The sequence below is a fragment of the uncultured Sphingomonas sp. genome, assembly GCF_913776855.1.
GTDB lineage: Bacteria > Pseudomonadota > Alphaproteobacteria > Sphingomonadales > Sphingomonadaceae > Sphingomonas.
In genome coordinates this window covers 25,987-49,790 of the sequence record NZ_CAJYQD010000023.1, presented here as the reverse complement: position 1 = coordinate 49,790, position 23,804 = coordinate 25,987, and the positions used below count along the sequence as shown (strand labels likewise).

The following is a 23,804-nucleotide window of genomic DNA, read 5'->3' as shown; positions in this document are numbered from 1 at the left end:
CCACCGTCACCCCGAGCCTGATCCGGCGTGACCTGAGGAAATGCGCCCTCACCCATAGAACCGTTCGGTTCGAGCAGCTTCGAGCCTGTCGAGAAGAGGGTCGGGTGAACCATGCCCCGCATGGTTCAGGATTGTCCGGGGGACAATCCGACCCGACCCTCGTCGAGAACCCCTGCCCCCCACGAGCCTATCCCGCCGCCATCGCGCCCATCGTCACATAATCCAGCTTCCCCGTGCCCAGCACCGGCAGCGCATCCACCACCCGCACGTCGCGCGGCAGCGCCAGTTCGGACACGCCGTTCGCCCGGCCCCATGCCGACAGCGCCCCCGCCGCCGCGCCCACCTGCGTCGTGAACAGCACCAGCTGCTCGCCCTTCCTCGCATCGGGCCGGGTCACGACGGCATGTTCCGCCCCCGGCCAGACCTTGGCAGCATAGCCCTCGACCGCCGGTAGCGACACCATCTCACCGCCGATCTTGGCAAAGCGCTTGGCCCGCCCCCGGATCGTTACGAAGCCGCTGTCGTCGATCGTCACGATGTCGCCGGTGTCGTGCCAGCCATCCTCGGGCGGCTGCACCACGCCCGGTGCATCGACCTTCAGATACCCGGCCATGATGTTCGGCCCCCGGATCGCCAGCCGCGCACCCTCCTCGATGCCCGGCACGCCTTCCAGCCGCGCCTCGATCCCCGGCAGCAGCCGCCCGACGCTCCCGGCGCGAAAGTGCATCGGCGTGTTGACCGCGATCACTGGCGCCGCCTCGGTCGCGCCATAGCCCTCCAGGATGCGCAGCCCGAACTTCTCGGCATAGACGGCCCGAGTCTCCGGCCGCACCCGCTCCGCACCCGCAAAGATGTAGCGCAGCGCATGGAAGTCATAGCCATGCGCCATCCGTGCATAGCCCGACAGGAACGTATCGGTCCCGAACAGGATCGTCGCATTGGCGTCGTACGCCAGCGCCGGGACGATCCGATAGTGCAGCGGGCTGGGGTACAGCACCGTCTTAACCCCCGACAGGATCGGCAGCAACGTACCGCCGGTCAGGCCGAAGCTGTGGAACACCGGCAGCGCGTTCAGCACCACGTCGGCCCGGTTGAAATCGATCCGCGACGACAATTGCAGGCAGTTGGCCAGCAGGTTGCGATGCGTCAGCACCACCCCCTTGGGCACGCCCTCCGACCCGCTGGTGAACAGGATGACCGCCGGCGCGTCCGCCGCCACCCGCTGCCGCCGGTGCAGCCGTCCCGCCATGCGCGAGCGGACCAGCGCCATGACCTTCGTCCACGCCCCGATCGTCTCCCGAATATCCTCCAGATAGCGGACCTTGATCCCCTCGCCGACAAGCCCGGCGACGACGTCGCCCAGCTTCGCCTGATCGACGAACGCCCGCGCGGTGACGATCGTCCGGATCTGCGCAGCGGTACAGGCTGCGCGCAGATTGGCGAGGCCGGCGGTATAGTTCAGCATCGCCGGCACGCGCCCGGTCGCCTGCAACGCAAAGAACGTCACCACCACGCCGTTGACGTTCGGCAGCAGCACCCCGACCGCCTCGCCCTGCGTCGTCCCCACTGCCAGCGGCCGCGCCAGCGCCTGCGTGCCCGTCACCAGCCGGTCATAGGTCAGCGGTACGCGCTGCACATCCTCGACCACGCCCATCGCGTGCCCGTGCAGGTGCCGCGCATCGATCAGCGCGTCGTACAGCGTCCGGTCGGTATCCGACGTGGCGAAGATCATCTCGCTCATCACATCATACAGCCGCCGCCCGGCGATCGCCCGCCGCTCGCGCGCGCTGATCCCTTCGGGCAGCACGAACCGGCGCGGCGGCAGCACGGTCAGCGCGATCTTCGGGAACCAGTGCAGCCGCGCCTTGCCCTTCAAACGCGAAAAGCGGCTATATTGGGCGCCGTCGATCCGGACCGGCACGATCGGCGCATCGGCGCGGTCGGCGACCATGCCGGGACCGTCGAAAATCTTCATCAGCGCGCCGGTGACGGTGATCCGCCCTTCGGGGAAGATCACCAGCGTCCGCCCTTCGCGCACCGCCTTCACCATTGCCTTGGCCGACATCGGATTGGTCGGATCGACCGGAAAGGCGTCGAACAGCTTCAGCAGCGGCTGCATCCACCACGCGTGCGCGAACCGGCTGTGGATCGCAAAGGTCGGCTTGCCCGGCAGGAAGGCGGCCAGCAGCAGCCCGTCGAGGAACGAGACGTGGTTGACGACGACCACCGCCCGCTCGCCCGGCGCCGGCATGTTCTCCGCCCCCGCGACCTCGACGCGGTAGGCGAGGCTCAGCGCGGTGCGGACCACCGCCTTGAACACCGTTTCGGGCAGCAGCCAGCACGAAATCAGCGCGATCGACAGCGTCGCGAACCCCAGCGCGCCGAAGATACCGGGCACGCTGCTCCCGCCCGCCAGCATCGCCGTCACCACCGCGACCATCAGCACGGTGACGATCGCGTTGATGACATTGTTCGCCGCGATGATCTGCGACCGCTTTTCGGGCGCGCTCCACGTCTGGAGAATGGCATAGAGCGGCACGACGAACACCCCGCCCGACAGCGCGATGCCGGCCAGGTCGACCAGCATATGCCAGCTGCCCGGCGTCGCCAGGAACGCGGCGATGTCCGCGCCCGGCGTCTGCACCACGAACCGCCCGCTCGTCAGCCACAGGTCGATCAGGAACACCGACAGCCCGATCGCGGCGACCGGGACGTAGCGCGCCGACACCTCGCCCTTGAGCAATCGATTGACCAGCAGCGACCCCGCCGCGACCGACAGGCTGAACACCGCGAGGAACAGCGTCACCACCTCCGGCGCCGCATTCAGCGTCCCCGCGACCAGCGGCGCGAACTCCGACAAGACCACCGCGCCGACCGAAAAGAACCAGCTGATCCCGAGGATCGCCAGCCACACCCCGCGCCCGCCATGCGCCGCGCGCAGGATCGCGGCGGTGCTGCGGAACGGGTTGAGGTCGATCCGCATGTCGGGCGCCGCCGATGGCGCGCTCGGCACCGCCAGTGCCGCCAAAAACCCCAGCACCGCAAAGCCGAACGCCGCCACGCCCGCTTCCCATGGCGGAATGATCCCGCCGAGCAGCTGCCCGGTCAGGATCGCGACGAACGTCCCCGCCTCGACCAGACCGGTCCCGCCCATCAGTTCATGGGGGCGCAGATGCTGCGGCAGGATCGAATATTTGACCGGCCCGAACACGGTCGAATGCACGCCCATCAGGAACAGGCAGGTCAGCAGCACCGGCACCGATTCGAACCAGAATCCCGCAAGCGCCAGCGCCATGATCGCGATTTCCGCGCCCTTCACCGCGCGGATCAGCCACGCCTTGTTCCACGCATCGGCCATCTGCCCGGCAAGGCCCGAAAACAGGAAATAGGGCAGGATGAACAGGCCGGTGGAAATCGTCGCCAGCGTCGCCGCCTTCGCCGGATCGGCGCGGTACAGCGTGAAATTGGCGAGGAACAGCAACGCGAACTTCAGCAGGTTGTCGTTCATCGCCGTCAGGAACTGCACGGTGAAGAGCGGTGCGTAGCGACGCCGGGTCAGCAGCGAGAAATCAGGTGCGGACATGCATTCCCCCTTGGCGGGTTCGACACCGGTTCGAACGCCTGGCCGCAATAGCCGCGATTCGAACCGTCCGCATCAGCCTAGCAGAAAAATAACACTGTTCAATATCAGCTGGAACGGGTCGGATCGGTCATCGGATCGGCCATTTCGCGCGGGGTCGGCAGGCGGCTGACCGGCAGCGATCCGGTCTGGCGTTCGATCATCCGGTGGACGCGCGGCACTCCCTCGCCCCGGTGCAGCGCGAGCAATGCCTCGCTGTTCGCACGATCCGCCTCGGTCCGGCGCTGGTTGTGGCGGATATAGTCCAGCCAGGTGGAGACGTGATAGCGCTCGATCCACAGCTCGGGATCGTTCAGGTCGCGCAGCAAGGCCCAGTGATGCGCCCCGTCACGCCGCCGGATGCGCCGCCGCTCGTTCATCACGTTCAGGAACGTCACCACGTCCTTTGCATCGATGCGATAATCGATCGTGACGACCACCGGCCCCGACCGCGCCTCCACCGGCACCTCGGTATCGGGGGTTTCCCAGCCGCGCGGGGCGAGGTTGGCGGTTTCGATATCGCGCAACGGCAGCTTGAACCCGGCGACGACGCTCAGCATCTGCACCGCGGCGGCGGTCAGCAGCGCGGCCTCCACGCCCCGCCCTTCCGCGATCGATCCGAACAGCCAGCTGCCCATCGTCATGCCGCCGAACGCCGCCATCTGGTACAGCGCCAGCGCGCGCGCCACGACCCAGCGCGGCGCGGCCATCTGCACCGACACGTTGAACGTGCTGAGCGCCGCGACCCAGCCGGCACCCGCCAGCACCAGCGCCGCCATGGTCAGCGGCAACCACGGGCTGAGCGCCGCGATCGCCCCGCCCGCCGACAGCGCGGTGGCGGCGATGCGCACCAGCTTCTCGGGCGCCCAGCGCCGCCGCAGCCGGACGCTGGTCAGCGCCCCGCCGACCGCCCCCGCCCCGAACGCACCCAGCAGCGCGCCATAGGTCAGCGGCCCGCCGGTCACCAGGTCGCGCGCGACCAGCGGCATCATCGCCGGCACCGCACTGGCGGCGATCCCGAACAGCGCGGCGCGCAGCAGGACGGTGCGGAGCGACGGCGACATGCGGACGTAACGGACGCCGGCCGCCATCGCCAATCCCAGCGTCTCGCGCGGCAACAGGCGCGGGGCATAGTCTGGCTTCCACCGCGCCAGCACCGTGATCAACCCGATATAGCTCAGCGCATTGGTCAGGAACGCCGCCGCCGCCCCCGCCGCCGCGACGATCGCGCCGCCCAGCGCCGGCCCGACGCTGCGCGCGATGTTGAACCCCATCGAATTGAGCGCGACCGCGCTCGGCAACACGCTTCTGGGCACCATGTCGCCGACCGATGCCTGCCATGCCGGTCCGTTGATCGCGGTGCCGCATCCGATCAGGAAGGTGAAGCTGAGCAGCAGCCACGGGCTGAGCCACCCTGCCCAGGCGCAGACCGCCAGACCGACCGACACGATCAGCATGAAGCTTTGCGCCGCCAGCATCACCCGCCGCCGGTCGAGATTGTCGGCGACCGCCCCGGCCCAGAGCGACAGCAGCATGATCGGCAGCGTCGTCGATGCCTGCACCAGCGCGATCATCTGCGGCGACGCCGCCAGCGACGTCATCATCCACGACGCGCCGACCGACTGGATCAACCCGCCGAAGTTCGATGCCATCGACGCGATCCAGATGGCGCGAAAGATCGGGATCGACAGCGGGGAGCTATGCGTCGCCGTCGCGGTCGTTGCAGGGGTCGATGCCATGCAGGCTGAATGCGGCAAGCGCCGCTTTGTGCCAAGCGACTTGCGTCGCGGTTCGCCCGCGCGGCATGGGACGCACGATGCGCGATCCCTTCACCCTCGATGCGACCGGCGCAACGCTGACGATCCGCGCCACGCCGAAGGCGTCGAAGACGGCGGTGACCGGCGTCGTCGCGCTGGAGGGCGACGCGACCGCGCTGGGCCTGCGCGTTGCCGCACCGCCGGTCGACGGCGCGGCAAATGACGAAGTGGTGCGCTTCGTGGCGAAGGCGTTGCGGGTCGGACGGGGATCGGTAACGCTGGTGGCGGGGCAGACCAGCCGGGTGAAGCGGTTGCGGATCGTGGGCGATGCGGTGGCGATGGAGGCGGCGCTTAGGACACTCCTGCCCTAACCGTCATTCCCGCACCCCGATCGTCATTCCCGCGAAGGCGGGAATCCATACACGCTACCGTCGCGACTCCATCATGATCGTCAGCGGCAATGGGTTCCCGCCTGCGCGGGAACGACGATGATAGTTACGCACCGTCTCTACCCCTTCGTCATCCCGGCGAAGGCCGGGATCCATGGAAGCGGCCCCGTCGCGCCTCCATCGAGAACACCCGACACAATGGATTCCGGCCTACGCCGGAATGACGGGGCGTTTGCGGAACAGCCCCCCTCAAACAATCGCGTGCGGCACGAACCGCGCCAGATCGCGGGTGATCGGCCCGTCATCCTCGCGCACCGACAGCGCGACCGCCTCGTCGCCGACGATCCACGACCCAACCACCGCATGGTTGCCGTCGAATACCGGCAGCGGGCTGAGCGCCTGGACGATATGCCCTTCCTCGCCATAGCCGCCGTCCGGCCCGCGCGCGGTGGTCGCTCCATCGAACAGCTCGATATCCCACCCCTCGCGCGAAAAGATCGGCTTGCGGACATAGGCATCGCCGATCTCCGCCAGCGCCGCCGCATCGTCGGCAAAGGCGGCCGGCAGCAAGTTCGGATGCCCCCGGTGCCGCTGCCACAACAGCGGCAGGATACCCTTGTTCGACAACAGCGCCTTCCATGCCGGTTCGAGGAACAGCGTCTTGGTCGCCGCCAGTTCCTTGGCATAGGGTTCGCGCAGCATATCCTCCCACGGGTACAGCTTGAACAGTGCGCCGATCAGCACGTCGTCACCATCGACGAACGCCCCGTCGCCATCGACGCCGATCCGGTCGATCGCGACGAACGCCGGGTCCAGCCCGGCCTGCCGCGCGACATCCTCCAGATAGCGGACCGTCTGCCGGTCCTCGACATGGTCGTCGACCGACGCGAAATGCACCGTGCTGCCGCGCGTGAACAGCGCGCCGAAGCGTTCGACCAGCGCATCGTGCAGCCTGTTATACTGGTCCGCACCCTCGGGCAGCGTGCCCTCGGCGATGCGATCCTCCAGCCACTGCCACTGGAACAGCGCGGTCTCGAAGATGCTGGTCGGCGTATCGGCGTTATATTCCAGCAGCTTCGCCGGGCCGGTTCCGTCGAAGGCGAAGTCGAACCGCCCATAAAGCGACGGCGCATGGGCGCGCCACGACGCCGCCACCACGTCGCGCATATCTTGCGGGATGGCGAGGCGGTGCATCAGCGTGTCGCTGCCGACCACCTCGTCCACCAGATCGCGGCACAGGCCGTGCAGTTCCGCACTGGGACCTTCGATCCCCTGCTCCACCGCGTCGAGCGAGAAGGCGTAATAGGCCCCCTCCTCCCAATATTTCTGTCCGTCCTGATGGTGGAAGGTGAATCCCATCCGCTCGGCGGTCGCCCGCCAGTCGGGACGGGGGGCGACCGCGCGGCGTTCCATCAGTCGCGCCCGATCGTCCCGCCGTCGCGCGTGCCGTCCGACAGGCGCGGCGCGGCGTCCTTGGGCTGCGACAGCCGCGCGAGGATGTCGTCGGCGCTCGACGATCCGGGCAGCAGCCCGGCAGCCTTCAGCTTGGAATCGAGGTCGGCGCCGGTGCGCATATCCTCCAGCTCGGCCGATGCGCGGAACTTCTCCTCGCGGATCGCCTGCCGCTCCTTCAGCCGGGCGAGGCTGTCCGCCGCCGATCCCAGCGACGATGCCGCCCCGCCATAGCTGCTGGCGACCGACGCCTGCGCCTTCTGCACGCTCTCGTTGGCGCGCACCACGTCCACCTCACGGCGCAGCGCGTCGATCTTGCCGTCGCCGGTCTTGATGATCGCGCGAATCTTGTCCTCGGCGGCGCGCATGTCGGCGATCTGCGGCGTCTTGAGCGTCGCCTCGCTTTCGATCGTCGCCAGCCGCTCGGCGACTTCGCGCGCCAGGTCCATGTCGCCGCGCGCCATCGCCGCGCGCGCCGACGATTCATACTTGTCCCGCTGCGAGGTAAGCGCCTCCAGCTCCTTTTCGATCATCCGCCGCTTGGCGGTCAGCGTCGCCAGGTCGTCGCGCGCCTTCGCTTGCAGCGACCCGGCATCGCGGATCTGCTGGTCGAGGATCGTCAGCGCCTTCGCATCGACGATCGACTGGCCGGTTTCATGCGCGGTGCCGCGGACCAGCGCGACCAGATTCTTCCACATCGACATCCAACCTACTCCGTTACGCGGCAAATTCGGTGCGCAGCTCGGACGCCGCCTCGATCGCGTTCTGCGCCAGCACGCGCAGTTCGATCAGGACGGTATGCAGCGACGATTCGACCGACAGCTCACCCACCAGCTCATAATATTCGCGTCCGCCGACTTCGGCGATGGCGAAATTCGACAGCGGCACCAGCTTCTGCGTCTTCAGCAGGAACCGGTTGAACGCGTCCGGTTCCGCCTGTTCGTCGACCGGCCACAACAGCGACGACACGACGATCTGCTCGCCCGCGACCGAGGCGAAGATGGCGAGGTCGCCGAAATGATGCATGGTGACCTTAAGCACCGGTTCGGCCTGCTCGATCCGCTCGACGCTCAGCTCGTCGGCAAACTCGGCCCCACGCAAGGCATCGGCAAGGCCCGTGGTCGTCCAGCTACGGGGTGTGTCGTCCATTCATCCCTCCGAAACGCGGCCGGTGTGTTGGCCATGCTTGACACCCCAAGCATAAGGCGCGACCAAAAAGCAAGGTGCGGGGGCAGTCGAGGAATGAAGCCATTCAGTCTGGGCACATATCTGCGGCGCCTCTATCTCGCGGCCAGCGAACTGCATCGCGGCGTGCTGTTCGCACTGCTGGTCCTGCACATGACCCTGTCGTGGGAGCTGCTGTCGTTCGCGGGCGAAACCGACCTGCTGCGCCCGTCGGCCTATCTCTACTGGTATGCGACGACCGCCTCGACGGTCGGCTATGGCGACCTGTCGCCGAAATCGGACATGGGCCGGATCGTCACCGCGCTGTTCGTCATGCCCGGCGCGATCGCGCTGTTCACCGTGTCGATCGCCCGCGCTTTTGCCGGTGTGTCGGCGCGCTGGCGGCGACGGCGCATGGGGTTGGGGGACTATAGCGCGATGCGCGGCCATATCGTCCTGGTCGGCTACGACCCCGATCGCACGCCCCGGATGATCGCGGAGATCGTCGCCGACGGGCAGGGCCACGAACTGGTGCTGGTCGCGACGCAGGAATTGTCGGGCGACGCCGCGACGCATCGCTTCGTCCGCGTAGGCTCGCTCACCGCGCCCGCCGATCTGCGCCGCGCCGGGGTTGCGACGGCGGAGCGGGTGATCGTCTATGGCCCGTCCGACCCCGATACGCTGGCCGCAACGCTGGCCGTCACCGCGCTCAACGACACCGGCCATGTCGTCTGCTTCCTGCGCGATGCCGACACTGCCGGGTTGCTCGCCGCGCATTGCCCGCAGGTGGAGGTCGTGCTGACCCCGACGGTCGAGCTGGTGGTGAAGGCACTGAGCGATCCCGGCTCCAGCCGCCTGATCGCCCAGCTGGCCAGCCACACCGACGATGGCGGGACGCTCTATGCCACCACCGCACGCACCGGCGGCAGTTTCGACGACGCCGCGCGCGACCTTCGGGCGAAGGGCGGGATATTGGTCGCAACCTGTGGTGCTGGCAGCAATTCGCCGGTATTCGACCCCGCAGGCCAGATCGCGGTCGGCGACCGGCTGTTCTACATCGCGCGCACAAGGATCGCGGCATGATTTTCGGCAGCCTGTTCGGCGGCGCTCCCCGTGAAGAAACCCCGGCGGTGGCGGTGGTGCGCAACATCACCATCGGGCGACAGGTGCGGCTGGACGCGCTGGCGTGGCGGCGGCTAACCGGTGCGGCCTTCACCCTCGACCGCGACACGCTGGAAATCACCGCACAGGGGCTGATCCGGCTCGACGATGGCAGCCATGTCCACCGGTTCTACACCGACGACGAACTGATGTTGCAGGCGGTCAGCCAGCGCGCCGACGGGTCGGATGCCGACGACTTCACCCTGTTCCGCCCGTGGTCGTCGACCTATCCGACCAACTGGGCCGATACCGGCGCCTTCCGGAACCGCCTGTCGCAGCCGCTGTGGGACGAACCCGGCCTCGCCCGCTTCGACCGCTTCTGGTATCCCGACGACGACCGGGTGCAGCCGCCGGTGGAACTATGGGAAGCGGTCTATGAGGAACGCACCGGTCGCCCGGTCCGCCACATCAAGCAGGCCTGTATGCTGTACGCCCGCGAAGTCCCGCCCGAGGGGCAGGAACTGCTGCTGGCGCTGGCGATGCAGCCCGAGGGTGGCGACCTGACGCACGAGATCATGGTCGGGCTGCCGCTGCTGCCCGCCGAATTCAACGCCTGACAAGGGGACCGCGATGTTCGACATGGCCTATTTCACGAACGGGGCGCTGCATTTCATCGTCGCCTTCGGCCTTGCCTGCCTGTTCCTGACCGTCTTCAAATGGCTGTATCAGGTCTCGACCCCTTATGACGAACGCGCGCTGATCGCAGCGAACAACACCGCCGCGGCGGTGGCGCTGGGCGGGGCGATCATCGGCTTCGCGCTGCCACTCGCCTCCGCGCTCGAAGTAACCAGCGGCGTTGTCGAATTTGCCGCCTGGGCACTGCTTGCCGGCGTGATCCAGATCGTCGCCGCGCTCATCATCCGCCGCGTCGTCGTGCGCGACATGGCGCAGCGGATCGAAGCCGGCAACCTCGCCAGCGCGACCTACAGCGCGGCGACCTCGATCGGGGTCGGCCTGCTCAACGCCGCGTCGATGACCTATTGAAGGGCCGATCCATGACCACCCTGCCCCCCCGCCGCAAACGCTCGGTCGCCGCCGGCCTCACCGCCGTCGGTGCGGTCGCGATGCTGTCGGGCTGTGACGACAATAACGAACAGGCCCGCTTCGGCCCGCCGACCGAGGTCGCCGCGTTCCAGACGATCCAGCAATGCGTCGACAGCGGCCAGTACGACCGTGCCACCTGCGTCGCCGCCCAGCAAAAGGCGTTCAACGACGACGCCAAGGCCGCGCCGCGCTACGACAGCCAGGCCCTGTGCGAGGAACAGTTCGGCGCCGCGCAGTGCCAGCGCCGCAGCGAAGGCGGACAGAGCTTCTTCACCCCGCTCCTCACCGGCTTTCTGATCGGACAGATATTCAACAACAACTCGGCGCGCTACAATTACGGCGGACTGTACCGCGAACGGCGCGACGGCAACGGCGGTGGCGGCTGGTACACTGGGTCGGGCGCCTATCTCAGCCCGAACAACGGCTATCGCTACAATGTCGGCAGCAAGGCGATCACGACCCCGGTCACGACCCAGCGCATCCAGACGCGCAGCTCGGTCGTCTCGCGCGGCGGCTTCGGCGGCCGGGTGAGCGCGCGCTCCAGCGGCGGCTGGGGCGGCGGGCGGTCGTTCGGGGGGTGATTGCCACCAGCCTCGTCATTCTCGCGAAGGCGGGAATCCATAGATTTTGACGTCCCGGCTCTGATCGCAGCGTCGGCGTCTAAGGGTTCCCGCCTCCGGGGGACCGACGATCGGGGTGTAAACCCGCCACGATCGCCTCCGCCGCCGCCGACACATCGGCCCACGTCACCGCGAACCCGGCATCGTCGCCATAATAGGGATCGGCCACCGCCTGTCCTTCCCGCCCCGGCACCACGTCCATCAGCAGGGCGACCACCGCGGTAGCATCCATCGGCGCCCGCCGTCGCAACTCCGCCAGATTGTCGCGGTCGAGGGCATAGATATGGTCGAAGCGCCGGAAATCCGCCGCCTGCACCTGTCGCCCGCGATAGCCGGAAATGTCGATACCATGCCGCCGCGCCTCGGCCTGCGCTCGGCGGTCGGGCGGGTTGCCGACATGCCACGCGCCGGTCCCGGCCGAATCGACCTCGACCGCCACTCCGGCCCGCGCCGCGGCATCGCGCAACGCCGCCTCCGCCAACGGTGAGCGACATATATTGCCGAGACAGACGAACAGGATCGATGGGGTTTGCGGCATCGGTATCTCCTAACACTTCTGTTCCTAACCCATCCGTTTGCTTCGAGCGAAGGTTCGAGCCTGTCGAGAACCGAAGTCGAGAAGGCGTTGCCCCAAACGCCCACGTTCTCGACGGACGCTTCTCGACAGGCTCGAAGCTGCTCGAACCAAACGGGGTGGGAAAGGATCATCCCGAGCAACGAAACCCATGGCATCCCTCGCCGCGTTACGCCAAGAATATCCCAAAACAGGGGAGAGACGCATGGCGACCGCAGCAGTCACACCGATCGCGCCGCAAACCGCGCGCGAATGGATCGGCTGGGCGATCGTCGCCATCGTCGGCGCGATCGCGCTGGGCTGGATCGCGCTGATGCGCGGCGAACCGGTCAACGCGCTGTGGATCGTCGTCGCATCGATGTGCGTCTATGCCATCGCCTATCGCTTCTACGGCCTGTTCATCGCGTCACGCGTCCTGCGCGTCGATCCGTTGCGCCCGACCCCGGCCGTCCGCCGCGACGACGGGCTGGATTACGTCCCGACGCACAAGGGCGTGCTGTTCGGCCACCACTTCGCCGCGATCGCCGGGGCTGGCCCACTGGTCGGTCCGGTCCTTGCGGCACAGATGGGGTATCTGCCCGGCACGCTCTGGCTGCTCGCCGGCGTGGTCTTCGCCGGGGCCGTGCAGGATTTCCTGATCCTCTATTTCTCCACCCGCCGCGATGCAAGGTCGCTGGGCGACATGATCCGCAGCGAAATGGGGCTGATCCCCGGCACCATCGCGCTGGTCGGCGTGCTGATGATCATGGTCATCCTGCTGGCGGTGCTGGCGCTGGTGGTGGTCAAGGCGTTGACCGGCAGTCCGTGGGGCACCTTCACCGTCTTCGCGACCATCCCGATCGCGGTGCTGATGGGCCTGTACGGCCGCTTCCTGCGCCCCGGCAAGATCGCCGAAATGTCGGTGATCGGCTTCGTCCTGCTGATGGCGGCAATTATCGGCGGGGAGCCGGTGGCGCATTCGCCGGTCTTCGCCCCGATGTTCACTTATTCAGGCACCGCGCTGGCGCTGATCCTGATGGCGTACGGCTTCGTCGCCTCGGTCGCGCCGGTCTGGCTGCTGCTTGCCCCGCGCGATTATCTGTCGACCTTCCTTAAGATCGGGGTGATCGCCGGCCTCGCGCTCGGAATCCTCTATGTCCGCCCCGACCTGCAGATGCCGGCGGTCACCCATTTCATCGACGGCACCGGCCCGGCCTTTTCGGGCAAGCTCTTCCCGTTCCTGTTCATCACCATCGCCTGCGGTGCGGTCTCCGGCTTCCACGCGCTGATCGCCAGCGGCACCACGCCGAAGATGGTCGCGAGCGAAGCCGACCTGCGCTTCATCGGCTATGGCGCGATGCTGACCGAGAGTTTCGTGGCGATCATGGCGCTGATCGCTGCCTGCGTCCTCGACCCCGCCGTCTATTTCGCGATGAATGCCCCCGCCGCACTGATCGGCACCACCGCCGACAGCGCGGCACAGGCGATCGCCAACTGGGGCTTCGTCATCACCCCCGACATGCTCGACCAGCTGGCCCGCGACGTCGGCGAAACCAGCATCCTGTCGCGCGCGGGCGGTGCGCCGACGCTGGCGGTCGGCATGGCGCACATCCTCAGCCAAGTGATCGGCGGACAGGCGATGATGGCCTTCTGGTATCACTTCGCGATTTTGTTCGAAGCGCTGTTCATCCTGACCACGGTCGATGCCGGTACGCGCGTCGCCCGCTTCATGATCCAGGACCTGCTCGGCAGCTTCATTCCGGCGATGAAGGAAACGCACCGCATCGGCCCCAACCTGATCGGTACCGCGCTCGCCGTCGCCGCGTGGGGCTATTTCCTCTATAGCGGCGTCACCGATCCGCTGGGCGGCATCAACACGCTGTGGCCGTTGTTCGGCATCTCGAACCAGATGCTCGCCGCCATCGCGCTGATCCTGTCGACGGTGCTGCTCTTCAAGATGAAGCGCGACCGTTATGCGTGGGTGACGATGATCCCGACCGCGTGGCTGCTGATCTGCACGCTGACCGCGGGCTGGCAGAAGCTGTTCGACGCCAATCCGAAGATCGGCTTCCTCGCCCACGCCAATGTCTTCTCGGACGCCTTGGCGCGCGGTGAAATTCTCGCGCCCGCCAAGACGGCGGCGGAGATGCAGCGGATCATCATCAACGACCGCATCGACGCGGCGTTGTGCGTGCTGTTCATCGTCGTCGTGCTGTCGATCCTCGCCTACGGCATCGGCGCGATCCGCAAGGCAAAGGCATCGCCTGTCCCGACCGCGCAGGAGGTCGGCGATGCCCTTCCTGCATAGGCTCGCCGAAACCGCGCGGCTGATGGTCGGCGTCCCCGACTACGACCGCTACGTCGCGCATCGGACGGCGCATCATCCCGGCGAACCGGTCATGAGCGTCAAGGAGTTCCACCGCGATCGCATCGCCCGCCGCTACGGCACCGGCCCAGGCGCGCCACCGCGTTGTTGTTGACAGCACCGGCCACACCGCCCGCGCCTTCACCAAACACGTCACCCCAGCGCAGGCTGGGGTCTCTCGCGGCTCCTGCCCCGCCCGATAACCGGGAGATCCCAGCCTGCGCTGGGATGACGTGCGTGGGGCAGGTACAAAAACCCCTCCCTTTTCAGGAAGGGGCGCATTCTCAGTCCCGAATATTGCGCCGGAACGTCTCCGGCAGGAACAGCACGCCCAGCACCAGCGTCACCACCGCCAGCACCACCGGATACCACAGCCCGTAATAGATATCCCCGGTCGCCGCGACCATCGCGAAGGCGGTCGTCGGCAGGAACCCGCCGAACCAGCCATTGCCGATATGATAGGGCAGCGACATCGACGTATAGCGGATGCGGCTGGGGAACAGCTCGACCAGCAGCGCGGCGATCGGGCCATAGACCATGGTCACCAGGATCACCATGAACCAGAGGATCAGCACCACCAACGGCTTGTTGATCGCCGCCGGATCGGCCTTGGCCGGATAGCCCGCCGCGCTGAGTGCCGCCGCGACCTCGCCCTGATACGCGGTGATCGCCGCCGCGCGCGCCGGCCCCGTCACCTTTGCCGGATCGGGTGCCAGCAATACCCGGTCGCCGACCGCCACGCTGGCGATCGTCCCCGCCGGCGCCTCGACATTGGTATAGCTGATGCCGTTCTTCGCCAGATACGACTTGGCGATATCGCAGCTTTTCGCATCGAATTTGTTGCGCCCGACCGGATCGAACTGCACCGAACAATCATCGTCATGCGCGGTCACCCGTACCGGCGACGCCGCCTGCGCTGCGGCAAGCGCCGGATTAGCGGCATGGGTCAGCGCCCCGAACAGCGGGAAATAGGTCAGCGCCGCAATCGCGCAGCCGCCCATGATGATCCATTTCCGCCCGATCCTGTCCGACAGCCAGCCGAAGAACACGAAGAACGGCGTGCCCAGCGCCAGCGCGATGGCCAGCAGCACGTTCACCGTCGCCCCATCGACCTTCATCATCTTTTCGAGGAAGAACAGGACATAGAATTGCCCGGTGTACCACACCACCGCCTGTCCCATCGCCGCGCCGAACAGCGCGATCAGCACGACCTTCAGGTTCGGCCAGCGCAGGAACGCCTCGGTCAGCGGCGCCTTCGACGTCTTGCCCTCTTCCTTCATCTTCAGGAACACCGGGCTTTCCGACAATTGCAGCCGGATCCACATCGATACGCCCAGCAGCAGGATCGACACGAGGAACGGCAACCGCCATCCGAACCCGCCGAACGTCTCCTCGCCCAGCAACGTGCGGAACCCGATCACGACCAGCAGCGCCGCGAACAGCCCCATGGTCGCCGTCGTCTGGATGAAGCTGGTGTACAGCCCCCGCTTCCCGTCGGGCGCATGTTCGGCGACATAGGTTGCCGCCCCGCCATATTCGCCGCCCAGCGCCAGCCCCTGCACAATGCGCAGCAGCACCAGGATGATCGGCGCGGCCACACCGATGCTGGCATAGCTCGGCAGCAACCCGACCGCGAAGGTCGACAGGCCCATCAGCCCCATCGTCACCAGAAACGTGTTCTTGCGCCCGACCAGATCGCCGATCCGCCCGAACACCAGCGCCCCGAACGGCCGCACCGCAAAGCCGGCGGCGAACGCACCCAGCGCGAGGATGAACCCGGTTGTCTCGTTCACGCCCGAAAAGAACTGCTTCGAGATATAGCTCGCCAACAACCCGTACAGGTAGAAGTCGTACCATTCGAACACGGTGCCCAGCGACGACGCCGCGATCACCAGCTTTTCGTTCTGGCCCTTGGGGTGTGCCCCGGCCGTCGTTGCTCCTGCCATTCCGGCATCCTCTCCAAGTCCGACCGCGCTCGCCCGGCGCAGTTTCGTGCCGCGCCAGTGTCATCTGCCTGGGCCAGGGCGGCCAGTAAGACCATGGTCGTAGGCGCCCCCGGCTTGACGCGCGCACCCGCGACCGCACATCAGGCGCACAGGAGAGACACATGACCCAGACGATCCATGCGGCACCGCAGGACGCCGCCGCACAGGTGGACAAGGCCGAATATGACGCGCGCTACGCCGCATCGGTTGCCGATCCGGACGCCTATTGGCGCGAGGGCGGCCGCTGCATCGACTGGTCGCGCCCCTATAGCCAGGTCAAGGACACGTCGTTCGACGAGGGTGATTTCCGCATCCGCTGGTTCGCCGATGGCCAGACCAATGTGTCGGTCAACTGTCTGGACCGCCATCTCGAAACCCGTGGCGACCAGGTAGCGATCCTCTGGGAAGGCGACGAACCGGGCGAAACTCGCAAGGTCACATACCGCGAACTCCACCAACAGGTCTGCTGCTTCGCCAATGTGCTGAAGGGCAAGGGCGTGAAGAAGGGTGATCGCGTCACCCTCTATCTGCCGATGGTGCCCGAAGCCGCCGCCGCGATGCTCGCCTGCACCCGCATCGGCGCGATCCATTCGATCGTGTTCGGTGGCTTCTCCCCCGACAGCCTCGCCAACCGCCTGATCGATTGCGACAGCCGCCTCGTCATCACCGCCGACGAAGGCTGTCGCGGGGGAAAACGCATTCCGCTGAAGGCCAATGTCGACAAGGCGCTCGAGCACGCCCCCGGCGTCGAAACCGTCATCGTCATTCGCCGCAGCGGCGGCAATGTGCCGATGGTCGAGGGCCGGGACCACTGGCTGCACGACCTGCTGGCCGACGCCTCGCCCGACTGCCCGGCGGAACCGATGGATGCGGAAGACCCGCTGTTCATCCTCTATACGTCGGGTTCGACCGGCAAGCCCAAGGGCGTGCTGCACACCACCGGCGGCTATTTGGTCTGGGCGCACACCACCTTCCGCGACGTGTTCGATTACCGCGACGGCGAAGTGTTCTGGTGTACCGCCGATATCGGCTGGGTCACCGGGCACAGCTATGTGGTGTACGGCCCGCTGTCGAACGGCGCGACGACGGTCATGTTCGACGGCGTACCCAATTATCCCGACCATGGCCGCTTCTGGGAAACGATCGACCGGCTGGGCGTCAACATCTTCTACACCGCCCCCACCGCGATCCGCGCACTGATGCGTGAGGGCGACAGCTGGGTCACCAAATCCAGCCGCGCATCGCTGCGCATCCTCGGGTCGGTCGGCGAACCGATCAATCCAGAGGCATGGGACTGGTATCACCGCGTCGTCGGCGACCGCCGCTGCCCGATCGTCGATACGTGGTGGCAGACCGAAACCGGCGGCATCCTCATCTCGCCGCTGCCCTATGCCACCGACCTGAAGCCCGGCAGCGCGACCAAGCCGCTGCCCGGCGTCCAGCCGATGATCGTCGATGCCGAGGGCAAGGAACTGACCGGCGCGACCGAGGGGAACCTGTGCATCACCGACAGCTGGCCCGGCCAGATGCGGACGGTGTGGGGCGATCACGACCGCTTCTTCCAGACCTATTTCACGACCTATCCCGGCAAATATTTCACCGGCGACGGTGTGCGCCGCGACGCGGACGGCTATTACTGGATCACCGGCCGGGTCGATGACGTCATCAACGTCAGCGGCCACCGCATGGGCACCGCCGAGGTGGAAAGCGCGCTGGTCGCCCACCCGAAGGTCGCCGAGGCCGCCGTCGTCGGGATGCCGCACGACATCAAGGGCCAGGGCATCTACGCCTATGTGACGCTCAACGCCGGCGACGAACCGAGCGAAGACCTGCGCGCCGAACTGCGTGCGTGGGTCCGCAAGGAAATCGGCCCCGTCGCCACCCCCGACGCGCTGCAATTCGCGCCCGGCCTGCCGAAAACCCGCTCGGGCAAGATCATGCGCCGCATCCTGCGCAAGATCGCCGAGAACGACACGTCGAATTTGGGCGACACGTCGACGCTCGCCGATCCGTCGGTGGTCGACACGCTGGTCAGCGAACGCATCCGCCCGGCGTGAGGAGCAGTTGCGGCTCTGAACCGCATGTCCCGGAACCACCCGTACCCCCGCGCAGACGGGGGTCCAGGGTCACGAACGCAACCGGTCGTTCTGCCGCCCTCTGGACCCCCGCCTGCGCGGGGGTACGGATGATGCGGGTTCGCACAGAAGCACCTATCGCGCGATGACCACCACCATCCTCGTCGCCGACGACCACCCCCTCTTCCGCCAGGCGCTGACCCTCGCCGTCCTGCAGGTCCGCCCCGACGCGAACATCGTCGAGGCCGGCTCGCTCGACCGCGCCGTCCACGCCACGCGCGACACCGACAACCTCGCCCTGATCCTGCTCGACCTGAACATGCCCGGTGCGGTCGGCTATAGCGGCGTGGCGCTGCTCCATGCCGAGGCACCCGACGTCCCCATCCTCGTCGTCTCCGGTGCCGACCGCGCGGCGGCGTTCGCACAGGTCGCCCGTTTCGGCGCGGTCGGCTTCGTCGGCAAGGACGCCCCGCTCGAATCGATCGAAGCCGCCATCGCCGCCGCGCTCGCCGGCGACCGCATGACCCTCGACGCCGACCACCACGACGACATGGCCGCCCGCGTCGCCGCGCTCACCCCCACCCAGTTGCGCGTCCTGCTCGGCGTGCTGGCGGGACGGCTGAACAAACAGATCGCCCACGACCTCGGCATCGCCGAGGCGACGGTAAAGGTTCACATGACCGCCGTCCTGCGCAAGCTCGACGTCGGCAACCGCACGCAAGCCGCCGTCGCCGCCCGCGCATTGGGGCTGGAGGTCACCGGATAGTCCCGCTCACAACATCCCCAGGTTGCGCAGCCACTGCGCCACCTGCCCCGGCCATTCGCGCGTGATCGGGTTGGCCCCCGCCCGCAGCCCGAACGCATGGCCGCCCTTCGCATAGAAGCGCAGATCGACCGGCACCCCCGCATCGCTCAGCGCCAGCGCATAGGCCAGCGGCTGGCGCACCTCGTCCATCGGATCGTCCATCGCGTGCAGCAGCAAGGTCGGCGGTGCCTTCGGATCGATCGTCACCCATGGCCTGAGGTCCAGGCTGTTGCGCCCCTTGCTGTCGTCCAGCATCCGCGCGGTATAGGCGATGACCGCAAAGTCCGGTCGCGGCGACACCCGGTCGGCCGCGTCGTGTGACGGATAGGTCCGCGCCTCGGTATTGCTCATATTCGCCGCCAGATACGCCCCCGCCGAAAGGCCGATCACGCCGACCTTGTGCGGGTCGATCCCCAGCCGCTTCGCATCCGCCCGCAGCAGCCCCATCGCCCGCTGCGCATCCTCCAGCGCCAGCAGCACCTTCGGCCGCTGTTGCCGTCCGTCGACCTGCGGCCACACCTGCGGCACACGATATTTCAACATCGCGCACGTCATGCCCTGTGCGACCACCCAGTCGCAGATCTCGGTCCCTTCCAGATCGGTCGCGATCACCTCGAACCCGCCGCCCGGCAGCACCAGCACCGCCGCGCCGTTACCCCGCCCATTCGGCCGGAACAGCGTCATCGTCGGCCGCGTGACATAGCTCGCCCAATGCCATTTGCGCCCCGCGACCAGCCCGGTGCCGTTGCCGGTCGCCTCCGGCCGGTCGCCGGTGTCGGGCTTGGCCAACGCCACGTCCGCCGGCCACAACGGTATCTGGGTTCCGCCGGCCGGTGCCTCCCACACCCCGACCCGCTCGTTCTTCGGCAGCGGCGGCGTGTCGCTCGCTGCCAGGCACAGCGCGATCGGCAACAGGGCAAGGATGCGCGGCACGGGGTTCTCCTTCGGGATGCGTCGCCGGACGCTAGGTCGCGGCGCCCAACCCGGCAAAGGATCGTTGCTCGGGTCCATCCCCAGCGTTTCTAGGGGTCGGAGGAAAACAGGACACCGGCGCTGTCCTACAGGCCTGCGACCTGCCAAAGTCGCCGTCGCTCTTTCTCATCGCCGACCACCGGGGTTAACTTCACCTCACCAGATTGCCAGCCGCCCGGACACGCGCGTCGCCCCCGCGAAGGCTGGGGCTTCAACCGGCTCCTGCGCGGCCGCCCGATCCGATGCGCCACGAAAACGCGGCGAGTGTGAACTTTGTGAACTTTGGCCGAAAAACCCTTTGTTTTCAGTAAGGCCTGCCATGGGCAAAGCCCATGTCGTCGGACGGTGCCTTCCGCGCCGCCGGCCGGCCGCGCCTTGGGCGGCTGGCAATAGCTCCGCTAGTGCTCGCCCGGCGCGGCGAGTGTGAACTTTGTGAACTTTGGGCGAAAAACCCTTTGTTTTCAATAAGGCCTGCCATGGGCAAAGCCCATGTCGTCGGACGGCGCCTTGCGCGCCGCCGGCCGGCCGCGCCTCAGGCGGCTGGCAATAGATCCGCTATTGCTCGCCCGGCGCGGCCAGCCATGCATCGAACAGCTCACCCGACAACGGCTTCAGCAACACCGCCACCCCCGCGACCTGTGCCGCCTCGGCCAGCGTCCGGCTGGCATCCGCCGTCACCAGCGCCGCGCGCAGCCCCGGCCGCCGCGCCCGCAGCGCTGCGATCAGCGACAGTCCGTCGACCGACCCGCCCAGGTCGTGGTCGACGAACGCAACGTCCTCGGTCACCGCCGACAACGCCTCCTCGACGCAAGCCGCCACCCGCACCCGGTGCCCGCGGCTGACGGCAAGCGCCGCCATCGCCCGCCGCACCCCGGCATCGTCGTCGACGATCAGGCACGACAGCGGCCCCACATCGCGCGCCACCACCCGCTCCGGCAGCGGTGCGGCAACCCCCGCCACCATCGGCAGCGTCACCGCAAAGCGGCTCCCCCGCCCGACCCGGCTGTCGAGATCAACCTCCGCCCCCAGCAACGCCGCCGTCCGCGCAACGATGGCGAGGCCCAGCCCCAGCCCGGCATCCTCCGCCGTCGCCAGCCGCTCGAACTCGCGAAACACCTTGGCCCGGTCGGCGTCGGCGATGCCCGGCCCGCTATCGACCACCTCGATCCGCGCCTGCCCCCCCCGTCGCCGCACCCCGATCACCACCCCGCCCCGCGCGGTGTAGCGTACCCCATTGCCCAGCAGGTTCTGCACGATCGAGCGCAGCAGCACCCGGTCGGTCGCCACCACCGCATCCCCCGGCCCCAGCCGCAGCACCATCCCCTTCGCCCGCGCCTGATCGGCAAAGCTGTCGACCAGCTCGGCCAGCAGCCCCCGCACCGCGAACCGCGTCGGCACCGGCACGATCCCCCCGGCATCCAGCCTGGAAATGTCGAGCAGCGCGCGCAGCAGCTGGTCGGCCGCCGCGATCGACTGGTCGATCCGCTCGACCAGCGGCTTCGCCCGGTCATCCGCCCCACGTGCCAGCGCGGCGGTGAACAGCCGCGCGGCGTGGAGCGGCTGCAACAGGTCGTGGCTGGCGGCGGCCAGGAACCGGGTCTTGTCCGCCGTCGCCCGTGCCAGCGCGGCATTGGCATCGGACAGCGCCCGCGTTCGCGCCTCGACCCGCCGCTCCAGCTCGGCCCGCGCCGTCTCGACCGCGCGCAGCGCCTGCGCCTCGGCGGTGATGTCCGAAAAGCACATGACATAGCCGCCGCCCGGCATCGGCCCGCCAACCGTCTTCAGCACCCGCCCGTCGCTGCGCACGCGTTCGAAACTGTGCCGCGTCCCCCGCCGCATATGCGCCAGCCGCCGCCGCACATGATCCTCGACCTCGCCCGGCCCGCAATCGCCGCGCAGGGCGTTGAACGCGATCGCATCGGCGATCGGCGCCCCGACCCGGATCATGCCGGGCGGAAAGCCGAACAGGTCGAGATAGCGCTGGTTCCACGCGACGAGGTTCAGCTCGGCATCGACCACGCTGACCCCCGGATCGATATGCTCCAGCGTGGCGGCCAGTAGCCCCTTGGAGAATTGCAGGCTCTGCCCGCTTTCGTCCAGCATCCGCGCCACATCCTCGGCGCCCAGTCCCTCGCCCGACAGCGCGGAGGCGACCAGCCGCCGGGCCGACGATACGCCGACCGCCTGCGCCACCAGCCGCTCGGCCCGGCGCGCCGCACGGGCATCGATATGCGTGCCGCTGCCCAGCTCGGCGGCGGCGCGCTCCTCGCCCACGAAGCGCGCGACCAGCTGGATCAGCTCGGGCAGGTCGCGGACCGGCGGCACCCGATCGTCGCGCACGAACGGCAGACGCGGCGCACGCGACATCGCGACGATCGCATGGACGATCAGGTTCGCGGCCAGCGTCACCACCGCCCCCGTCGCGACCGCCCCCATTCCCGGCATCGCCGGGATTGGCAGCACCGCGCCGCGGAGCGTCGGCACGAACAGCAGCAGCGTCCATCCGCCCAGCCCGATGGCCAGCCCTGCCTTCGCCGCCATCGGATCGCGCCCGCCGCCCAGCACCGCCAGCACCAGCGCCGGGGCGAACTGCGCCATCGCGGCAAAGGCGACCAGCCCGATCGTCGCCAGCCCCCGCGTCATCGGGATCAGCAGCGCGCTCAACAGCGCCACCGCGATGATCCCGACGATCACCGCCCGGCGCACCCACAACAGCGTGCGCCCGACATGCGCCGCGGCGGCCATGCGCGGGCTGCGCAGCAATAGCGGCGCGATCAGGTCGTTCGACACCATCGTCGCCAGCGCGACCGTCTCCATCACCACCATCGCCGTCGCCGCCGAAAAGCCGCCGACGAACCCCAGCAGCGCGATCGTGGGGGCGCCCGCCGCCAGTGGCATGGCGATCACCAGCAGGTCGGGCCGCGTCGCGCCGCCCTGCACCAGCGCGCCCCAGGTGATTGGCACGACCAGCAGTGCAGTGAGCGCCAGATAGGCGACGAACGGCCACCGCGCCCGCACCGGGTCCTGGCCGTCATGTGCCGCGATCACCGTCACATGGAACTGGCGCGGTAGGCACAGCATCGCCGCCATCGCCAGCAGCGTCGCGATGGTGAAGTCGCCGACCGCCGGCGGCCGGGCAAACCCGCGCGCCAATCGCGCCAGCCCGACCGCCCGGTCCGCCGGTGCCGCCTGCACCACCAACCACAGCGCGAACAGCGCAACCCCGGCAAAGGCGGCCAGCTTGATGAGTGATTCGACCGCCACCGCCGCCAGCAGCCCGCCATCGGCTCGCGCCTTGGCATCGCCGCGCGTCCCGAACGCGATGGCGAACCCGGCAAGCACGATCGCAGTCACGATCATCGGCCGCGTGGCGTCGGCCATGCCCGACAGCGCGCCATAGCTGGTTGCGACCGACCGCAGCTGCAACGCGACATAGGGCACGGTGCCGGTCAGCGCGATCAGCGTGACCAGCGCCGCCACCCCCCGGCTGCGCGAAAACCGCCCGCCGATGAAGTCGGCGATCGACGTCGCGCCATCGGCCTGCACCGCCACCACCAGCCGCACCAGCAACCGCCTGCCGCCGACGAACAACAGGATCGGCCCCAGATAGATCGGCAGATACGCCCAGCCATCGGCGACCGCGCTGCCGACCGCGCCGTTGAAGGTCCAGCTGCTGCAATAAACCGCCAGCCCCAGCGTATAGACCGCCCGGCGCTGCCCGGCCGCGATGCCCCGCCGCCGCACGATCCACGCCACCGCGAACAGCAGCGCGGCATAGCCGATCGCTACGACGAACAGCAGCAACCCGTTCATGGCGATCCTCCCCCTGCCCGCCGTCCTACG

Annotated in this window: 18 protein-coding genes; 9 read left to right on the top strand and 9 right to left on the bottom strand. The window is 68.1% G+C overall.

Annotation, left to right across the window (positions count from 1 at the left end; all coding sequences use genetic code 11):
• Nucleotides 1–187 precede the first annotated feature (187 nt).
• Nucleotides 188–3,583: an acyl-[ACP]--phospholipid O-acyltransferase gene (locus QZ755_RS06255; protein ID WP_294320819.1), complete on the bottom strand. Its 3,396-nt coding sequence runs from the start codon at nt 3,581–3,583 to the stop codon at nt 188–190.
• Between the two features lie 104 nt (nt 3,584–3,687).
• The gene (locus QZ755_RS06250) at nt 3,688–5,358 is read right to left on the bottom strand and encodes an MFS transporter (RefSeq protein WP_294320818.1); all 1,671 of its coding nucleotides are present in this window, start codon (nt 5,356–5,358) and stop codon (nt 3,688–3,690) included.
• Between the two features lie 77 nt (nt 5,359–5,435).
• Between QZ755_RS06250 and QZ755_RS06245 the strand changes: the two genes are divergently transcribed.
• Nucleotides 5,436–5,747, top strand: coding sequence for a DUF167 domain-containing protein (locus QZ755_RS06245; RefSeq protein WP_294320817.1), 312 nt, complete (start codon nt 5,436–5,438; stop codon nt 5,745–5,747).
• Between the two features lie 267 nt (nt 5,748–6,014).
• On the opposite strand, the gene QZ755_RS06240 is transcribed toward QZ755_RS06245, so the two are convergent.
• Genes QZ755_RS06240 through QZ755_RS06230 form a run of 3 tightly spaced genes read right to left on the bottom strand, consistent with a single transcriptional unit; the run spans nt 6,015 to nt 8,366 of the window.
• Nucleotides 6,015–7,178, bottom strand: coding sequence for a glutathionylspermidine synthase family protein (locus QZ755_RS06240; RefSeq protein ID WP_294320815.1), 1,164 nt, complete (start codon nt 7,176–7,178; stop codon nt 6,015–6,017).
• Nucleotides 7,178–7,921, bottom strand: a complete 744-nt coding sequence (locus tag QZ755_RS06235) for a PspA/IM30 family protein (RefSeq protein WP_294320813.1) — start codon at nt 7,919–7,921, stop codon at nt 7,178–7,180. Before QZ755_RS06235 ends, QZ755_RS06240 begins: the two co-directional genes overlap by 1 nt.
• A 13-nt stretch (nt 7,922–7,934) precedes the next feature.
• Nucleotides 7,935–8,366: a YjfI family protein gene (locus tag QZ755_RS06230; protein ID WP_294320811.1), complete on the bottom strand. Its 432-nt coding sequence runs from the start codon at nt 8,364–8,366 to the stop codon at nt 7,935–7,937.
• 93 nt (nt 8,367–8,459) lie between these two features.
• On the opposite strand from QZ755_RS06230, the gene QZ755_RS06225 reads away from it, so the two are divergent.
• Genes QZ755_RS06225 through QZ755_RS06210 form a run of 4 tightly spaced genes read left to right on the top strand, consistent with a single transcriptional unit; the run spans nt 8,460 to nt 11,167 of the window.
• Nucleotides 8,460–9,464, top strand: coding sequence for a potassium channel family protein (locus tag QZ755_RS06225; RefSeq protein ID WP_294320810.1), 1,005 nt, complete (start codon nt 8,460–8,462; stop codon nt 9,462–9,464).
• Entirely contained in the window at nt 9,461–10,099 is a 639-nt protein-coding gene (locus tag QZ755_RS06220; RefSeq protein ID WP_294320808.1) for a DUF2491 family protein, read from the top strand. Before QZ755_RS06225 ends, QZ755_RS06220 begins: the two co-directional genes overlap by 4 nt.
• Before the next feature lie 13 nt (nt 10,100–10,112).
• Complete coding sequence (locus QZ755_RS06215) at nt 10,113–10,526, top strand: DUF350 domain-containing protein (RefSeq protein ID WP_294320806.1); 414 nt, start codon at nt 10,113–10,115, stop codon at nt 10,524–10,526.
• An 11-nt stretch (nt 10,527–10,537) separates the two neighbouring features.
• Nucleotides 10,538–11,167: a DUF1190 domain-containing protein gene (locus QZ755_RS06210; RefSeq protein WP_294320804.1), complete on the top strand. Its 630-nt coding sequence runs from the start codon at nt 10,538–10,540 to the stop codon at nt 11,165–11,167.
• Between the two features lie 79 nt (nt 11,168–11,246).
• On the opposite strand, the gene QZ755_RS06205 is transcribed toward QZ755_RS06210, so the two are convergent.
• Nucleotides 11,247–11,744 (bottom strand): low molecular weight protein-tyrosine-phosphatase, encoded by a 498-nt coding sequence (locus QZ755_RS06205; protein ID WP_294320802.1) that lies wholly within the window; start codon nt 11,742–11,744, stop codon nt 11,247–11,249.
• Nucleotides 11,745–11,985: 241 nt separating this feature from the next.
• Between QZ755_RS06205 and QZ755_RS06200 the strand changes: the two genes are divergently transcribed.
• Together QZ755_RS06200 and QZ755_RS06195 are read left to right on the top strand one after the other, a co-directional pair.
• The gene (locus tag QZ755_RS06200) at nt 11,986–14,067 is read left to right on the top strand and encodes a carbon starvation CstA family protein (RefSeq protein ID WP_366509163.1); all 2,082 of its coding nucleotides are present in this window, start codon (nt 11,986–11,988) and stop codon (nt 14,065–14,067) included.
• Nucleotides 14,051–14,239, top strand: coding sequence for a YbdD/YjiX family protein (locus QZ755_RS06195; protein ID WP_294320800.1), 189 nt, complete (start codon nt 14,051–14,053; stop codon nt 14,237–14,239). Before QZ755_RS06200 ends, QZ755_RS06195 begins: the two co-directional genes overlap by 17 nt.
• A 169-nt stretch (nt 14,240–14,408) precedes the next feature.
• Here the strand turns inward: QZ755_RS06195 and QZ755_RS06190 are convergent, their stop codons facing one another.
• Entirely contained in the window at nt 14,409–16,070 is a 1,662-nt protein-coding gene (locus tag QZ755_RS06190; RefSeq protein WP_294320797.1) for an MFS transporter, read from the bottom strand.
• Between the two features lie 161 nt (nt 16,071–16,231).
• Here QZ755_RS06190 and acs point away from each other — a divergent pair, with 161 nt between their 5' ends.
• Together acs and QZ755_RS06180 are read left to right on the top strand one after the other, a co-directional pair.
• Entirely contained in the window at nt 16,232–18,166 is a 1,935-nt protein-coding gene (gene acs / locus QZ755_RS06185; RefSeq protein WP_294320796.1) for an acetate--CoA ligase, read from the top strand.
• A 163-nt stretch (nt 18,167–18,329) separates the two neighbouring features.
• Nucleotides 18,330–18,950 carry a response regulator transcription factor gene (locus tag QZ755_RS06180; protein ID WP_294320794.1) on the top strand — a complete coding sequence of 207 codons (621 nt, stop codon included), beginning with the start codon at nt 18,330–18,332 and terminating at the stop codon, nt 18,948–18,950.
• A gap of 6 nt (nt 18,951–18,956) precedes the next feature.
• On the opposite strand, the gene QZ755_RS06175 is transcribed toward QZ755_RS06180, so the two are convergent.
• Both QZ755_RS06175 and QZ755_RS06170 read right to left on the bottom strand, forming a co-directional pair.
• A complete protein-coding gene (locus QZ755_RS06175; protein WP_294320792.1) occupies nt 18,957–19,922 on the bottom strand; it encodes an alpha/beta hydrolase in 966 nt (321 codons plus the stop codon).
• A 594-nt stretch (nt 19,923–20,516) separates the two neighbouring features.
• On the bottom strand, nt 20,517–23,774 hold the full coding sequence (locus tag QZ755_RS06170) for a PAS domain-containing hybrid sensor histidine kinase/response regulator (RefSeq protein WP_294320790.1): 3,258 nt from the start codon (nt 23,772–23,774) through the stop codon (nt 20,517–20,519).
• Between the last annotated feature and the right edge of the window lie 30 nt (nt 23,775–23,804).

Excerpts from the sequence above, each read along its gene's own strand:
- QZ755_RS06205 (WP_294320802.1), bottom strand. The coding sequence starts at position 11,744 with ATGCCGCAAACCCCATCGATCCTGTTCGTCTGTCTCGGCAATATATGT.
- QZ755_RS06250 (WP_294320818.1), bottom strand. The coding sequence starts at position 5,358 with ATGGCATCGACCCCTGCAACGACCGCGACGGCGACGCATAGCTCCCCG.
- QZ755_RS06170 (WP_294320790.1), bottom strand. The coding sequence starts at position 23,774 with ATGAACGGGTTGCTGCTGTTCGTCGTAGCGATCGGCTATGCCGCGCTG.
- QZ755_RS06230 (WP_294320811.1), bottom strand. The coding sequence starts at position 8,366 with ATGGACGACACACCCCGTAGCTGGACGACCACGGGCCTTGCCGATGCC.
- QZ755_RS06235 (WP_294320813.1), bottom strand. The coding sequence starts at position 7,921 with ATGTCGATGTGGAAGAATCTGGTCGCGCTGGTCCGCGGCACCGCGCAT.
- QZ755_RS06195 (WP_294320800.1), top strand. The coding sequence starts at position 14,051 with ATGCCCTTCCTGCATAGGCTCGCCGAAACCGCGCGGCTGATGGTCGGC.
- QZ755_RS06220 (WP_294320808.1), top strand. The coding sequence starts at position 9,461 with ATGATTTTCGGCAGCCTGTTCGGCGGCGCTCCCCGTGAAGAAACCCCG.
- QZ755_RS06245 (WP_294320817.1), top strand. The coding sequence starts at position 5,436 with ATGCGCGATCCCTTCACCCTCGATGCGACCGGCGCAACGCTGACGATC.
- QZ755_RS06180 (WP_294320794.1), top strand. The coding sequence starts at position 18,330 with ATGACCACCACCATCCTCGTCGCCGACGACCACCCCCTCTTCCGCCAG.
- QZ755_RS06190 (WP_294320797.1), bottom strand. The coding sequence starts at position 16,070 with ATGGCAGGAGCAACGACGGCCGGGGCACACCCCAAGGGCCAGAACGAA.
- QZ755_RS06240 (WP_294320815.1), bottom strand. The coding sequence starts at position 7,178 with ATGGAACGCCGCGCGGTCGCCCCCCGTCCCGACTGGCGGGCGACCGCC.
- QZ755_RS06215 (WP_294320806.1), top strand. The coding sequence starts at position 10,113 with ATGTTCGACATGGCCTATTTCACGAACGGGGCGCTGCATTTCATCGTC.
- QZ755_RS06225 (WP_294320810.1), top strand. The coding sequence starts at position 8,460 with ATGAAGCCATTCAGTCTGGGCACATATCTGCGGCGCCTCTATCTCGCG.
- QZ755_RS06255 (WP_294320819.1), bottom strand. The coding sequence starts at position 3,583 with ATGTCCGCACCTGATTTCTCGCTGCTGACCCGGCGTCGCTACGCACCG.
- QZ755_RS06200 (WP_366509163.1), top strand. The coding sequence starts at position 11,986 with ATGGCGACCGCAGCAGTCACACCGATCGCGCCGCAAACCGCGCGCGAA.
- QZ755_RS06210 (WP_294320804.1), top strand. The coding sequence starts at position 10,538 with ATGACCACCCTGCCCCCCCGCCGCAAACGCTCGGTCGCCGCCGGCCTC.
- acs (WP_294320796.1), top strand. The coding sequence starts at position 16,232 with ATGACCCAGACGATCCATGCGGCACCGCAGGACGCCGCCGCACAGGTG.